This is a genomic window from Pseudidiomarina indica (assembly GCF_900104245.1).
Taxonomy (GTDB): domain Bacteria; phylum Pseudomonadota; class Gammaproteobacteria; order Enterobacterales; family Alteromonadaceae; genus Pseudidiomarina; species Pseudidiomarina indica.
Genome location: NZ_FMXN01000012.1, coordinates 1 through 14,649 on the forward strand (window position 1 = coordinate 1; position 14,649 = coordinate 14,649).

Annotated in this window: 13 protein-coding genes; 11 read left to right on the plus strand and 2 right to left on the minus strand. The window is 48.7% G+C overall.

Annotated features, from left to right (window positions below; genetic code table 11):
* The 11 genes from BLP64_RS09115 to BLP64_RS09165 all read left to right on the plus strand — a co-directional run.
* The coding region (locus tag BLP64_RS09115; protein ID WP_143001090.1) for an RNA-guided endonuclease InsQ/TnpB family protein at window positions 1-619 on the plus strand (619 nt) is incomplete at its 5' end.
* A gap of 146 nt (window positions 620-765) precedes the next feature.
* Window positions 766-1,944, plus strand: a complete 1,179-nt coding sequence (fabV, locus tag BLP64_RS09120) for an enoyl-ACP reductase FabV (RefSeq protein WP_092593752.1) — start codon at window positions 766-768, stop codon at window positions 1,942-1,944.
* 179 nt (window positions 1,945-2,123) lie between these two features.
* A complete protein-coding gene (locus tag BLP64_RS09125) occupies window positions 2,124-3,464 on the plus strand; it encodes a Na(+)-translocating NADH-quinone reductase subunit A (protein ID WP_092593753.1) in 1,341 nt (446 codons plus the stop codon).
* A 2-nt stretch (window positions 3,465-3,466) separates the two neighbouring features.
* Window positions 3,467-4,666, plus strand: a complete 1,200-nt coding sequence (locus BLP64_RS09130) for an NADH:ubiquinone reductase (Na(+)-transporting) subunit B (protein WP_092593754.1) — start codon at window positions 3,467-3,469, stop codon at window positions 4,664-4,666.
* Window positions 4,659-5,441, plus strand: a complete 783-nt coding sequence (locus BLP64_RS09135) for a Na(+)-translocating NADH-quinone reductase subunit C (protein ID WP_092593755.1) — start codon at window positions 4,659-4,661, stop codon at window positions 5,439-5,441. Before BLP64_RS09130 ends, BLP64_RS09135 begins: the two co-directional genes overlap by 8 nt.
* Window positions 5,441-6,073, plus strand: a complete 633-nt coding sequence (locus BLP64_RS09140; protein ID WP_092593756.1) for an NADH:ubiquinone reductase (Na(+)-transporting) subunit D — start codon at window positions 5,441-5,443, stop codon at window positions 6,071-6,073. Before BLP64_RS09135 ends, BLP64_RS09140 begins: the two co-directional genes overlap by 1 nt.
* A 10-nt stretch (window positions 6,074-6,083) precedes the next feature.
* Window positions 6,084-6,692, plus strand: coding sequence for an NADH:ubiquinone reductase (Na(+)-transporting) subunit E (gene nqrE / locus BLP64_RS09145; RefSeq protein ID WP_092593757.1), 609 nt, complete (start codon window positions 6,084-6,086; stop codon window positions 6,690-6,692).
* 44 nt (window positions 6,693-6,736) lie between these two features.
* A complete protein-coding gene (nqrF, locus tag BLP64_RS09150; protein ID WP_092593758.1) occupies window positions 6,737-7,978 on the plus strand; it encodes an NADH:ubiquinone reductase (Na(+)-transporting) subunit F in 1,242 nt (413 codons plus the stop codon).
* Window positions 7,979-8,015: 37 nt separating this feature from the next.
* Window positions 8,016-9,038, plus strand: coding sequence for an FAD:protein FMN transferase (locus BLP64_RS09155; protein WP_092593759.1), 1,023 nt, complete (start codon window positions 8,016-8,018; stop codon window positions 9,036-9,038).
* A 14-nt stretch (window positions 9,039-9,052) separates the two neighbouring features.
* Window positions 9,053-9,286 (plus strand): (Na+)-NQR maturation NqrM, encoded by a 234-nt coding sequence (nqrM, locus tag BLP64_RS09160; RefSeq protein ID WP_092593760.1) that lies wholly within the window; start codon window positions 9,053-9,055, stop codon window positions 9,284-9,286.
* Between the two features lie 12 nt (window positions 9,287-9,298).
* Window positions 9,299-11,446, plus strand: a complete 2,148-nt coding sequence (locus BLP64_RS09165) for an aminotransferase class V-fold PLP-dependent enzyme (RefSeq protein ID WP_092593761.1) — start codon at window positions 9,299-9,301, stop codon at window positions 11,444-11,446.
* On the opposite strand, the gene BLP64_RS09170 is transcribed toward BLP64_RS09165, so the two are convergent.
* Window positions 11,399-12,379 (minus strand): WD40/YVTN/BNR-like repeat-containing protein, encoded by a 981-nt coding sequence (locus BLP64_RS09170; RefSeq protein ID WP_092593762.1) that lies wholly within the window; start codon window positions 12,377-12,379, stop codon window positions 11,399-11,401. The genes BLP64_RS09165 and BLP64_RS09170 overlap by 48 nt on opposite strands.
* Entirely contained in the window at window positions 12,363-14,648 is a 2,286-nt protein-coding gene (locus tag BLP64_RS09175) for a heavy metal translocating P-type ATPase (RefSeq protein ID WP_092593763.1), read from the minus strand. Before BLP64_RS09175 ends, BLP64_RS09170 begins: the two co-directional genes overlap by 17 nt.
* Window position 14,649 lies beyond the last annotated feature (1 nt).

Consider the following 14,649-nt stretch of genomic DNA (forward strand, 5'->3'; position numbering starts at 1 on the left):
GGATATGGGTTTAACACATATTGCCATAGATTCAAACGGCACGAAAAAACCGAATCCACGCTTTTTGAAGAAAGCCAGTGCCAATCTGCGCCGTAAACAAAAAGCCTTATCACGCTGCAAGAAAGGCAGCAAAGGTCGTGCAAAAGCCCGACTTAAACTCGCTAAGGCGCATCAGCGTCTGGCGAATGCTCGTGCTGATTTTCAGCACAAGCTGTCTCGACACGTTATTGACGAAAACCAAGCGGTAATTGTCGAGACACTGAAAGTCAAAAACATGCTGAAGAACAGGAAATTGTCCAAGCACATTGCCGATGCGAGTTGGTCAGGCTTGATCCAAAAGCTGGAATACAAGGCCAAAGAGCAAGGCAAGCATCTGATTAAAATTGATCAATGGGTTGCCAGCTCAAAAACCTGCTCTTGCTGTGGACACAAGCTGGAATACTTGTCACTGAACGTGCGTGACTGGCAGTGTCCATCCTGCTCAACACAGCATGATCGGGACATCAATGCAGCCTTAAATATCAAGGCGCAAGGTATTTTAAAATTAAAGGCCGCAGGACTGTCGGTTTCTGCCAATGGAGGCAAGCGTCAATCTGGTCACGTACCAGTTGCTGCCTGAGAAGTTGGAAGCCTCGCCCGTGGCGCTTTAGCGCTTAGGGCGGGGAGCAGTCACATACCAACTAACAGCTCAGATCACTTCGTTAGCCAGGCTCAGGTACACTAGCCACAATGATGTCAGATTGATAACAAATAGGATAAAAAAGCATGGTTATTCATCCAAAAATTCGGGGATTTATTTGTACGAATGCGCATCCAGTTGGGTGTGCTGCTCACGTGCAGCAACAAATTGATTATGTGAAGCAACAAGCGCCACTCAGCATGGTACCGCAACGGGTATTAGTGATTGGCTGTTCAACAGGGTACGGTTTGGCTACGCGAATCAATGCTGCGTTTGGTGCAGGTGCTAAAACTTTGGGTGTCTGCTTTGAAAAAGAGCCAAGCGAAAAGAAAACAGCCACCGCAGGATGGTATAACACAGCAGCATTCCACGCCGCCGCGAAAAAAGAAGGCTTGTATGCACATACCATTAATGGTGATGCGTTCTCCGATGAAATCAAACAAGAAGTCATTGCCCGCATCAAAGAAGAATTTGGGCAAGTTGATCTGGTTGTGTACAGCTTGGCATCCCCCAAACGTAAAGACCCAGATACCGGTGAATTATATAGTTCTGCATTGAAGCCAGTTGGCCAAGCCTATACCACTAAGACCTATCATACGGATAAAGATCAGGTGACTGAAATCACCTTAGAACCTGCTACCGATGATGAAATTGCACAAACCATCAAGGTGATGGGGGGCGAAGATTGGGAACGCTGGATTGCCGCGCTACATGAAGCAGGCGTATTGGCTCCGCAAGCTAAAACGACTGCTTATACTTACATTGGTAAAAAGTTAACCTGGCCGATTTACGGTCATGCCACCATTGGCAAGGCTAAAGAAGATTTGGACCGTGCTGCTGCTGCCATGCGTGAGCGTTTTGCTGACATTCAATTGGAGGCATACGTGTCGTCATTAAAGGCTTTGGTGACCCAAGCCAGCTCGGCAATTCCGGTTATGCCGCTCTACATATCTTTAATCTATCGAGTCATGAAAGAAGAAGGCACGCATGAAGGCTGTATTGAGCAAACTCATCGGTTATTGCGCGATGCCTTGTATGTCGAAAATCCAGAACTTGATGAAGCAGGTCGTTTATCAATGAATGGCTGGGAAACCAACGATGCCACCCAAGCTAAAATTGAAAAGTTATGGAATGAAGTGACTCAAGATAACTTCCACCAATTAGCAGATTACGCCGGTTATCACAGCGATTTCTTGAAGCTTTTTGGCTTCGGAATTGAGGGTGTTGATTACGACGCAGATGTTGATCCAGTCGTCGCTTGGTGATAACGAATTAGCTTTTTTCGGTGTTGTTTTACCTAGTAAAGGTGTTAAAATGCGCGCCCTAGGTGAAATTGGACTAAATTTGGTCAGCATGAACTTGTGACGAATTCGCTGTTATAGTGAGCGAGCGCAGTTCGTGCTGGTGTGAGATTAATCTTCCCTAACGAGTAGTGCGAACGCGTATGATTACGATCAAGAAAGGGCTGGATATCCCGATTTCGGGTGCGCCCCAGCAAACAATCGAAGATGGTCAAGCCATCTCCACCGTTGCCGTACTGGGTGAAGAGTATGTCGGTATGCGCCCAACCATGCATGTCAAGGTTGGTGACCGCGTTAAAAAAGGCCAACTGCTTTTCGAAGATAAGAAAAACCCAGGGGTTAAATTCACAGCACCAGCTGCGGGCGTTATTAAAGACGTATTGCGTGGTGAACGACGGGTATTGCAGGCCGTGATCATCGAGCTTGACGGCGATGAGCAGGAAACCTTTACCCGTTACGATAGCAAGGATCTCGCCAGTCTTGATCGCGCCGCTGTCGTTTCTCAATTGAATGATTCAGGACTTTGGGTGGCACTTCGCACTCGTCCTTTTAGTCGTTCTCCAAAACTTGATGCTGAACCCACAGCGATTTTTGTGAATGCGATGGACTCAAACCCATTGGCTGCAGATCCAAGTGTGGTAATCACCGAACAGCAACAAGCCTTTGTGGACGGCTTAAAAGTGCTAGGCACCTTAACTCAAGGTCCCGTCTATGTGGTTAAAGCAGCAGCTGCAACCGTGGATACCGGCGATGCAAAAGTACAACTAGAAAGTTTTGCAGGTCCACACCCAGCAGGTCTTGTTGGTACTCACATTCACTTCTTACAGCCAGCGTCTATCGCGAAACCTGTGTGGCACATTGGTTACCAAGATGTTATTGCGTACGGTAAGTTATTTACCACCGGTGAATTATACACCGGTCGTGTGGTAGCGCTTGCTGGCCCAGCGGTGAACAAGCCACGGTTAGTTCGTACGCAGTTAGGCGCTAACTTACGTGACCTAACCCGTAATGAGCTGAGTGCCGGTGATGTACGTGTTATCTCAGGTTCGATCTTAAATGGTCATACAGCGGATGATGCACATCAATGGCTGGGGCGTTTCCACAACCAAGTGTCAGTGTTGGCTGAAGGAACAGAGAAAAAACTGTTCGGTTGGATTCGTCCAGGTGCTAATCAGCACTCTGTCACACGTGCATATCTCGGGCATTTGTCACCGAAGAAATTGTTCCCAATGACCACCACAACGAATGGCTCCAACCGGTCGATGGTGCCAATTGGTAACTATGAGCGTGTGATGCCACTTGATATTTTACCCACCATTTTACTACGTGACTTGCTCTCTGGTGATTCCGAACAAGCGCAAAAGCTTGGCTGTTTAGAGTTGGATGAAGAGGATTTAGCGCTGTGTTCTTACGTTTGCCCCGGCAAATACGAGTACGGTCCGGTGTTACGTAAAATGTTGACCGATATTGAGAAAGAGGGCTAATCATGGGCTTGAAGAATTTCCTCGAGAAGATTGAGCCGGACTTTGAAAAAGGCGGTAAGTACGAGAAGTGGTACTCCTTGTACGAAGCTGCGGCAACAATTTTCTACACACCAGGCAAAGTAACAACTGGTGCGACCCACGTGAAAGACAGCGTGGATTTAAAGCGGATTATGATTTTGGTATGGATGATGACATTCCCAGCAATGTTCTGGGGTATGTACAACATCGGTAACCAAGCCGCATTGGCATTAATGAACGATTATCAATTGGCAGATATCTGGCAGGTTGGTCTATTTACCGCATTGGGCGGTGATTTAACCACTGCTGGTTGGGCCGGTAAAATGTTCTATGGTGCCTGTTTCTTCCTTCCTGTTTATGCCGTTACTTTTATTGTGGGCGGCTTTTGGGAAGTGGTCTTTGCGACGGTTCGTAAGCATGAAATTAACGAAGGTTTCTTCGTTACTTCGGTGCTGTTTGCATTAACTCTACCTCCAACCATGCCTTTATGGCAGGTGGCATTAGGGATTACCTTTGGTGTCGTGATTGGTAAAGAAGTGTTCGGTGGTACAGGCCGTAACTTCTTGAACCCAGCATTAACCGGACGTGCATTCTTATACTTCGCATTCCCAGCATCAATTTCTGGTGAGCAAGTATGGACCGCCGTTGATGGGTTTTCAGGAGCAACATTACTTGGTGAAGCAACCATCAGCACTGACTATATCGCAAACATGGATTTATGGTGGAATGCGTTCATCGGTAACGTCCAAGGTTCGATGGGTGAAGTATCAACATTGATGATTCTGATCGGTGGTTTGGCCCTGATCTACTTCCGCATTGCATCATGGCGTATTGTCGCCGGTGTCTTCATCGGGATGGTAGCTTTGTCGCTGATGTTCAACGCAATTGGTAGTGATACCAATATGATGTTTGCGATGCCGTGGTATTGGCACTTAGTTGTGGGTGGCTTTGCGTTCGGTATGATGTTTATGGCAACCGACCCAGTATCAGCCTCATTCACCAATAAAGGTAAGTTCTGGTATGGCTTCCTCATTGGTGCCATGACGGTACTTATCCGTGTGGTGAACCCAGCTTATCCAGAAGGGATCATGTTAGCTATCTTATTCTCTAACGTGTTTGCCCCGCTGTTTGACCACTTTGTTGTTCAATCAAACATTAAACGGAGAATGGCACGCAATGGCTAAGAATAAAGATTCACTCGGCAGCACCTTATTTGTCGTGATCACACTCTGTTTAGTGTGTGCAATTTTCGTGGCTGGTTCTGCTGTCGGTTTAAAACCACTTCAACAAAAGAACGCGGCGTTAGATATGCAACGTAACGTGCTCGATGCAGCTGGTTTGTTGACTCCAGAAACTGATGTGATTGCAGTATTTAACGAGCGTGTTGAAACTCGATTAGTTGACTTGCAAACACTTGAGTTCGTTGATGCGGCTTATGTTGGTGCACGTAGTGCTGCAGAATACGACCCTATCGCAGTTGCCAAAAAAGCTGAGTTAGGTAAGAAGTTGAGCAAAGACGTTGATATTGCCAGCATCGGTTCCTTAGAGAACGTGACTAAACTGTACTTCATCAAAGATGACCAAGGCGCGGTAGAAACCGTCGTGGTGTACATTCGCGGTTACGGCTTGTGGGGTACTATGTATGGCTTAGTGGCTGTTGCTCCGGATATGAATACCATTAAAGGGTTCAAGTTCTATGAACACTCAGAAACGCCAGGCCTCGGTGGTGAGATTCAAAACCCGAGCTGGGTTGCTAAATGGCAAGGTAAAGAAATTTATGACAATGGCAAGGTTGCATTGAAAGTAACTAAAAACGTTACCCGCCCAGCGCACGACATTGACGCTCTTTCTGGTGCAACCTTAACTAGTAACGGTGTGGATCACACAGTGAACTTCTGGTTCGGAGAGCATGCGTACGGTCCATTGTTCGATAAACTTCGCGAAGGGGAGCTGAATTAATGGCTATGTCAAAAGAAGTTAAAGAGGTTCTTTTTGGACCGATTATTGCTAACAACCCAATTGCCCTTCAGATTTTAGGTATCTGCTCGGCGTTAGCGGTGACCTCGAAGATGGAAAACACCGTGGTTATGTGTATTGCACTGACCTTGGTAACAGCATTTTCGAACTTTTTTATCTCATTGATCCGCAATCATATTCCGTCAAACGTACGGATTATTGTGCAAATGACTATTATTGCTAGCTTAGTTATTGTGGTGGATCAAGTGTTACGGGCATATGCCTATAACATTGCTAAAGAGCTCTCGGTATTCGTTGGTTTGATTATTACCAACTGTATCGTAATGGGTCGCGCTGAAGCATTTGCAATGAAGAGCCCACCAGGATTGTCGTTCCTTGACGGTATCGGTAACGGGTTAGGGTATTCATTCGTATTGTTGACCGTTGGTTTCATTCGTGAGTTGTTTGGTTCAGGTAGCTTGTTTGGTTATCAGATCCTGTCACTCGCTTCGGAAGGTGGCTGGTATCAACCGATCGGTTTATTAGTGTTGCCACCAAGTGCATTCTTTATTATCGGCGGGTTTATTTGGGTACTCCGTACCTTCCGTAAAGAACAAGTCGAGCCGAAGGAGTAAGGAGTAGACCATGGAAGCTTATCTGAGTTTATTCATAAAATCGATTTTCGTAGAAAACCTGGCGCTTTCGTTCTTCTTAGGGATGTGTACTTTCTTGGCGATTTCCAAAAAGGTACAAACAGCGTTCGGTTTAGGTGTGGCGGTAGTGGTCGTGTTATCGATAGCTACACCAATTAACGCAGCTGTATATCAGTATTTATTAGCACCAGGTGCATTAAACTGGGCAGGTTTTCCTGATGTCGACTTGAGTTTCTTACGTTTCTTAACCTTTATCGGTGTTATCGCGGCATTGGTACAGATTCTTGAAATGCTATTGGACAAATATGTTCCAGCACTGTACAACGCATTGGGAATTTTCCTTCCGTTAATTGCGGTGAACTGTGCGATTTTCGGGGGCGTGTCCTTTGCCATCGAGCGTGACTATACAATCACTGAAAGCTTCATTTACGGTTTCGGTGGTGGTATCGGCTGGATGTTCGCAATCGTTGCTTTAGCTGCGGTTCGCGAAAAGTTGAAATATGCCGATGTTCCAGATGGATTACGTGGCTTGGGCATCACCTTTATGACGGTGGGGCTGATTGGTTTAGGGTTTATGTCATTCTCTGGCATTTCACTCTAATGACCCGGTTACGAAAAAACGTATAACTATAGAGGTAGAAGTCGATGCAAGGGCAAGACTGGACAATTATAGCGCTTGGCGTAGGCATGTTTACCTTGATTGTACTAATTTTAGTCGCGCTGATTATGGTGGCGCGCTCAAAATTGGTCCCTCAAGGGGATGTCGAGATTCTAATTAATAACGATGAAAGTAAGAAAATCACCACGCAGCCGGGCTCCAAATTACTTGGTGCTTTAGCGAACTCAGGTATTTTCGTGTCATCAGCTTGTGGTGGCGGTGGCTCATGTGGTCAGTGCCGCGTCGTCGTCCATGAGGGTGGTGGTGATATTCTACCAACTGAACGCGATCACATTAACCGCCGTGAAGCTCGTGAAGGTTGTCGTTTAGCCTGTCAGGTAAACGTGAAGCAAAACATGAAAATTGAACTTCCTGAAGAGGTGTTCGGTATTCGTAAGTGGGACTGTATCGTTAAGTCCAACGATAACGTTGCAACCTTTATTAAAGAGTTTGTGGTGCAGCTGCCAGAAGGTGAGGAAGTTCCATTCCGCGCTGGCGGGTACATTCAAATTGAATGTCCTCCACACCATGTGAAATACAAAGATTTCGATATTGCGGAGAAATTCCGTGGTGATTGGGAACACTTTGGCTTCTTTAACTTAGAATCGAAAGTGGACGAAGAAGTTGTTCGTGCGTACTCGATGGCAAACTATCCGGATGAAAAAGGCATTATTATGCTAAACGTTCGGATCGCGACGCCACCACCTCGTGACTTAAGCTTACCGCCAGGTTTGATGTCGTCGTATATCTTTAGCCTGAAGCCAGGTGATAAGGTGACTATTTCTGGTCCGTTTGGTGAGTTCTTTGCGAAAGACACCGACGCAGAAATGGTATTTATCGGTGGTGGAGCAGGGATGGCACCAATGCGGTCACATATTTTTGACCAATTACGTCGCCTGAAGTCGAAGCGTAAAATGACGTTCTGGTACGGTGCTCGTTCGAAGAAAGAAATGTTCTACGTTGAAGACTTCGATATGTTGGCGCGTGAAAACGATAACTTTGAATGGCATGTTGCCTTATCCGATCCACAACCTGAGGATAACTGGGAAGGCTATACTGGTTTCATCCACAACGTGTTGTATGAAAACTATCTGAAGGATCATGAAGCGCCGGAAGATTGTGAATATTACATGTGTGGACCACCCATGATGAACGCTGCGGTCATTAAGATGCTTAAAGACCTAGGTGTTGAAGAAGAAAATATCTTATTAGATGACTTCGGTGGTTAACCGACCTTCACAAGAACTGTAAGGTGAAATAAATCAGATGAAGATGAACTTATCATCGACTCTGCGGATTTGGCTGGCCCTGATAGGGCTAGCCTTTTTCGTTTCATGCACACATGCTCCCCAGCAAATCAGCATTAGCGGTGAAACCATGGGGACGACCTATCACATACGCTATGTCACCGCCAATCCGTATCATTCGCCAGAACGTGTGAAGGAACGGGTTGATCTTGTGCTGGAACAGATTAATAGCCAGATGTCGACCTATGATCCTAACTCCGAGTTGTCTTTGTTTAATCAACGGATGACGACAGAGCCAGTGGTGGTCTCTCGGGCACTTGAAACGGTGATTCACCGAGCTTTGCAAATTGCAGAAGAGACCGATGGCCTGCTGGATATTACGGTTGGGCCCTTAGTGAACCTGTGGGGCTTTGGGCCGCTCGGAAAACCCGAACAAGTGCCGACCGAAGAGCAATTAGCGGCAACCCGAGCAAAAGTTGGCTATCAACATCTCACCGTCGAAAATCATCAAGTTACCAAGGCGGTTCCTGATCTCTACGTGGACTTATCCACCATTGCAAAAGGCTATGGAGTTGATCGCGTTGCCGTCTTATTGGACCAAATGGAGATAAAAAACTATTTGGTAGAAATTGGCGGAGAAATGCGGATGCGCGGTTCTAAGCCGGGAGAGCAACCGTGGCGGATTGCGGTCGAGCAGCCGGTCTCCCTCGAACGGTCGGTGAACCGAATTATCGAGCCTGGTAACAATTCAGTCGCCACTTCAGGCGATTATAGAAACTACTTTGAAAAGGATGGGGTTCGGTACTCTCATATTATCGATCCTCGCACCGGTTATCCCATTCAGCACAATCTCGTTTCTGTGACCGTTATCACAGAAACGTGCATGGATGCGGACGCGTATGCCACCGCGTTAACGGTGATGGGGCCGGAAAAAGCTTTGCAGTTTGCGAATGAAAAAGGGCTTGCAGTGTTACTTGTCACCCGTGAAAATGGCGAATATAAAGAGTACACTAGTACCGCATTCAAACGATTTGAGCAGTAGCTCAGGAGGTCCACATGGGCGTATTTATCGCAGTATTCGTCATCATGTTGGTGGTGATTTTAGGCATGTCAGTGGGCTACATTGTCCAGCGTAAATCTTTGTCTGGGAGTTGTGGCGGCATTTCATCACTCGGCATGGAAAAAGCCTGTGATTGCAAAGATCCTTGCGATGATAAGAAAGCTCGGATGGCTGCCGAGGAGCGCGCCGCTAAGCTAAAAGAATGGCAAAAAAACCAGATTGATAGCTAGGAGTTGTTGAGCATGGTCACCCCGGTACAAATTCGGCCTAAAGCGGAAGAAATCTATCTTGATTGCAATGCGACGACACCGGTGTTGCCCTACATCACTCAAGCCGTTAAACATGTCATGGAACATGTTTTTGGCAATCCTTCTAGCAGCCATATCACCGGGCTCCAAGCACGTTATATTCTCGAGAACACACGCCGTTTAGGGCGCCAAGTTGTGGGCGCTCACAGTGGGCGTTTATTTTTTACCAGTGGCGCAACTGAAGGGATTCAGACGGCAGTCTTGTCAGCCCTAACGGGAGCTCGTTCTACTCAGGGAGCAGGAACACGTCGTTGGTTACTCTATGGAGCCACTGAGCATAAAGCGGTTCCCCAAGCCTTAGCCCATTGGAATCAAGTTCTGCAATTGAATGCTGAGCTAAAAGCCATCCCCGTGGATAGCCACGGGAAATTGGATTTAGATTTTATTGCCGAGCATGTGGGTGCGGCTTATATGATTTGCACCATGGCGGTCAACAATGAGACCGGTGTGAGGCAAAATTTGGCGGCCTTAGAAACGGTGATTCGGCAGCATAACCCTGATGTGCCTTGGATGGTCGATTGCGTCCAAGCGTTAGGAAAAATGTGTCTCGATTTGGCCGATACGACGATTGATTACGCACCTTTTAGCGGACATAAATTGTATGCTCCAAAAGGCATCGGCTTTATGTACGTGCGTGACAGTGCTCCATTCACCCCTTTAATTATTGGCGGTGGACAAGAATTAGGGCAACGCTCAGGCACCGAGAACTTACCAGGAATAGCTGCGTTGCATGCGCTATTTGAGTTACTACTGAACCCAGAGCAATCGGTGTTCCAACCCGAATCCATTTTACTCCAGTACCGCCAGCAGCTGCTGCATGCCTTACAAAGCGCTTTCCCAACACTGGAGCTCAATCATCCATTGGCAGAATCGATTCCAACCACGCTGAACTTCTCCGTGCAAGGGGTGCCTTCGCGCGACATTATGGATGTGTTTGATGCCGCTAATATTCGGGTGAGTTCAGGATCAGCATGTAGTTCAGGGGTCACTCGCAGCTTTGTACTCGATGCGATGGGGCTGGCCGATTGGCGTTCCAGCTCCGCCATTCGTCTTTCGTTTGGGCCGGCAACCACTGCTGATACCATAGCCGCCGCTTGCGAGCGTATTCAAGAAGCTGCCCAAGCACTGCGGCAGTCGTGTTTGTTGGTGGCGGATACCAACGAAGACATCGATAGTGACCTTGACGGTATTGTGCAATGGCGATTTGGTAGCGCCTGCTGTTATTTAGTTATTGATAAAGCCGCAGGTGAAATGGCGGTGATTGATCCGGTCGCTGAATTAGCCGAACGTATCGAACGCTTGGTGGCATGCCAACGTTATCGTGTCAAAGCCGTGCTAACTACTGAGCCCCATGGTCCGCAGAGCGCTGCGGCGATGCTGGCGAACCTGTTGTGTGCCAGTGGGTGTGAAACCGAACGGGACGCGGTGGGCTGGCCGGCAACGGCGACTGCAGTTTGTGCCGCTCCAGTAGGGTGTGATGTGACCACCGAAGGCTGCCTGACAGTGGGGCAACGGCGTTTATATCGGGTCGGTACGCGGGCACCGATTTATTTGTTGAGCTCCCCATTGGCTGGAGCAATGACATCCCCCCACGTCGATTTTGCCTTTATTGGCGAGCATCACCATAGCCCTTTCTTGCAGCAAGCGGTGACCGAGAAGACCCTGTTGTTATCCCGTTACGACGAGGCTTTCCAAGTGGTAGAAACACTTCCGGAGCTGGCTGGAATGAATCATGCTGCGCCCCTGATTAATGTCACCATCGATCAGCAGCAACAATGGTTGCAGCAGCCACAAACTTTGTTGGTAGATGTGCGTGAACAGCAAGAGCACCGAGTTCGACGGTTATCAGTCGATGCGGAAGTGGTGAATGTTCCCTTAACGAGGTTAGCGCAGTTTATTCAACAAAGTCCGGCCGCTTATCGTCAGCGGCCGATTGTGTGCGTGTGCCGCTCAGGCCACCGCAGCGCGGTGGCAGCTCAAGTAATGGCTCGTCATGGCTTCCAACAAGTCAGTCATGTGGCGGGTGGAACGGCATTACTCATCGAAGCTGATGCGAGCGACGAATCCATCTTGACCCACTAAGTAGCACGCCTGGTCGTTACAGGCGCTGTTCCAGATGTTGGCAGTACTGAGTGACTGCCACTCTGTCGCATCGGCCTTAAGGTATCCAGCCCCTTGAGGGTTCGTGACAATCATATCGCCATTTTCGCGTACAGTGAGGCTATATAGAGCGCCGGGGAAACTGGGTTCTGGTAAGGCCGTAAACTCTCCTTGTTGATAGCGTACAATACGAGGAGTGGCGGCAGGATTATTCAAATCACCCCCAGCCAGAATGATGTGCTCGTGACTAATGGGCCACACACTCGCAATGCCAGCTTGAGGACCTGCGGGCAAGGGGGTATCAATGGCACGGTAACGAACGCCGAAGTGGCGTTTCAACAGGAGTCGAGCCGTTGCGCCGTTGGCGGTGCCGATCGCCCACGTCTGATTATTATAACGAATGCAACCACCACTGGCCGCAAGGCCCCCTTCATCAGGAAGTGGAGCACTATCTACCACGTTGCTGGCCGTGAGCCAATTACGACCATCCACACTTCGCACCATGGTCCAACGACCTTCTTGAGTATCACTGTATACCCAAGCCTCACCGCGATGGCCAATGGCTAAACAGTTCAGGAATTGATTGGATGGGGCGCGATAACGCAGTTGCCAGTTCCGTCCGCCGTTGGCTGTGTAGTACACGCGTGAATCGCCACTTTCCCCAATGCTTAGAGCAAATGCGTGGTGGGCATCGAGGGCTTCAATATCACGAAACTGTAGCTGCTCATTGGTGGGGTTAAAGTATTCCCAGCTGTTGCCTCCATCTGTGCTACGAGCGATGGTTGCTTGTGAGCCACTAAGCCAAACCACATTAGGCGTGGGTGTACTCACCCCAATCCACTGAACATCTGTTTGGGTTGGGATGGTGGTGACACTCAGCGCGGTGGCAACGAATAAACTAACTACGGCCATCATTGTGCTTCCTTATTTCAGTCGTTGACTCGTGGTGCTGTGTCGTTGGCTGTCGCAGCCGTTGGAGCCGCAACGCATTGAGGACGACCGACACTGAGCTTAATGCCATAGCTCCGCCAGCTAACCAAGGAGCGAGCAGACCAGAGGCTGCAATCGGAATACCTAGGACGTTGTAGGCAAATGCCCAAAATAAATTTTGGCGAATGTTGGATACGGTTTTTTGGCTAATATAAAGCGCATCATTTAACCGTCTTAAATCAGGGCTGAGTAGTGCAATATCTGCTGATTCTAACGCAATATCCGTACCACTGCCTAACGCAATGCCAACCTGAGCAGTGGCCAGTGCTGGGGCGTCATTAATGCCATCCCCGACCATGGCGACAAACTCACCACGTTCGCGCAGTTGGCGCACATGATCGGCCTTGTGTTGGGGCAGCAATTCTGCAATGACTTCATCAATACCGACTTGTTTGGCAATGGTATGCGCGGTACGAACGTTATCGCCGGTTAACATGACCAGTTTGATTCCACGCGCCTTGAGGTCGTTGAGCTCTGTTTGAGCATGAGGTCGGAGCGTATCGGCAACAGCAACCATGCCTACCATTTGGTCGTTGCAGCCGATTAACATGGCAGTTTTACCTTGCTGTTCTAATGCTTCTTTAGCAGGCAACCACGCATCCATGGATAACCCAAACTCTTGCATGAGGCGAATATTCCCCACATACAACGAATAGGAAAGGTTGGCATGGGTGTCGTGAACTTGGGCTGCAATACCCATTCCCGTGTGTGATTTAAACTGGTCAATGGTGACCCCAGCAGTACTCTCAGAAATACCCTTAACGATGGCTTGTGCTAATGGGTGCTCCGATTGCTGCTCAACCGCTTTTACACTGCTGAGTAGTTGCGATTCGGTGAGACCTGCCGGTGGTTGAAGTTGGACATCTGTTAATTGGGGCTTGCCGATAGTGAGGGTGCCTGTTTTATCAAACACCATGGTGGTGATTTGATGGGTCACTTCCAGCCCTTCACTTTGTTTAAATAAGATGCCCCATTGGGCAGCTCGACCCGAACCCGCCATGATTGAAGTTGGGGTGGCTAAACCGAGTGCGCAAGGGCAAGCGATCACTAATACGGCAACCGTTGCTTCCAGGGCGCTACGATAGTTGCCCGCATCCAACCACCAAAACCAAAGTACAAACGTGAGTACAGCAACCCCGAGTACGATGGGAACAAACACGGCGGAAACACGATCGGCTAAGCGTTGAATGGGCGCTTTTGAGTTTTGTGCTTGCTCCACCACTTGAATGATTTGAGCCAAAGCAGTATCGCGGCCAAGCTTTTGAACTTCGGCGCGCAGGAAGCCGTGCTGGTTAATGGTTGCCCCGATCAGGGCATCGCCTGGGTGCTTATCAACAGGAATACTTTCCCCGGTCAGCATGGATTCATCCACCGCACTGTCACCATTAATGACGACACAGTCGGTGGGAACTTGTTGCCCAGGCTTGATATGAATAATGTCCCCTCGTTGCAGACGTGTCACGTCAACTTCTTCAGGTTCTGCTCCAGGAACTTCACGCAAGGCGGTTTTGGGCTGTAACTGCAAGAGTTGTTGGATGGCAGCGGAGGAACGCCCCTTGGCTCGAGCTTCAAACCATTTCCCAAGGAGAATCAGTGTAATAAGCACTGCACTGGTTTCAAAATAGAGCCCCTGTTGGATTACTTCAGGGCTCCCAAACAGCGCGAGATAGAGACTATAAAAATAGGCTGCGGATGTTCCTAGCGCAACCAAGACATCCATGTTTGCGGCCCCTTGGCGCAGTGCGGTCATGCTGCCTCGATAAAACTGCCAGCCAATAATGAATTGGACGGGAGTGGCCAAGGCCATTTGCACCCAAGGGTTCATTAACCAGTCGGGCATGTATACGCCTTGGGTCCAACTAAAATGCGCAAACATGGTGTAGAGCAACGGCGCCGAGAATAATGCTGCGGCAAGAAACTTATAAAACTGATGGCGTTGTGCCACAACTCGTGGGTCATGCTCCGGTGCGGGTTGTTGATGATCAATCACTGAAGCTTGATACCCGGCCGCTTGCACCGCGGCGACTAGCTGGTTCGCAGCGACCCCCGTGGCGTCGACCGCTGCGACCTCGTTGGCAAAGTTAACATGCACCTCTTGCACCCCGGGAACGGCCGCTAATGCTCGTTCAATGGAACGGGCGCACCCGGCACAACTCATTCCTACTAACTGCAATTGATGGTGTTGCTTCGCCACG

What these genes read in the sequence shown, in the direction of transcription:
- fabV (WP_092593752.1), top strand. Translation starts at nt 766, where the DNA reads ATGGTTATTCATCCAAAAATTCGGGGATTTATTTGTACGAATGCGCAT.
- BLP64_RS09125 (WP_092593753.1), top strand. Translation starts at nt 2,124, where the DNA reads ATGATTACGATCAAGAAAGGGCTGGATATCCCGATTTCGGGTGCGCCC.
- BLP64_RS09130 (WP_092593754.1), top strand. Translation starts at nt 3,467, where the DNA reads ATGGGCTTGAAGAATTTCCTCGAGAAGATTGAGCCGGACTTTGAAAAA.
- BLP64_RS09135 (WP_092593755.1), top strand. Translation starts at nt 4,659, where the DNA reads ATGGCTAAGAATAAAGATTCACTCGGCAGCACCTTATTTGTCGTGATC.
- BLP64_RS09140 (WP_092593756.1), top strand. Translation starts at nt 5,441, where the DNA reads ATGGCTATGTCAAAAGAAGTTAAAGAGGTTCTTTTTGGACCGATTATT.
- nqrE (WP_092593757.1), top strand. Translation starts at nt 6,084, where the DNA reads ATGGAAGCTTATCTGAGTTTATTCATAAAATCGATTTTCGTAGAAAAC.
- nqrF (WP_092593758.1), top strand. Translation starts at nt 6,737, where the DNA reads ATGCAAGGGCAAGACTGGACAATTATAGCGCTTGGCGTAGGCATGTTT.
- BLP64_RS09155 (WP_092593759.1), top strand. Translation starts at nt 8,016, where the DNA reads ATGAAGATGAACTTATCATCGACTCTGCGGATTTGGCTGGCCCTGATA.
- nqrM (WP_092593760.1), top strand. Translation starts at nt 9,053, where the DNA reads ATGGGCGTATTTATCGCAGTATTCGTCATCATGTTGGTGGTGATTTTA.
- BLP64_RS09165 (WP_092593761.1), top strand. Translation starts at nt 9,299, where the DNA reads ATGGTCACCCCGGTACAAATTCGGCCTAAAGCGGAAGAAATCTATCTT.
- BLP64_RS09170 (WP_092593762.1), bottom strand. Translation starts at nt 12,379, where the DNA reads ATGATGGCCGTAGTTAGTTTATTCGTTGCCACCGCGCTGAGTGTCACC.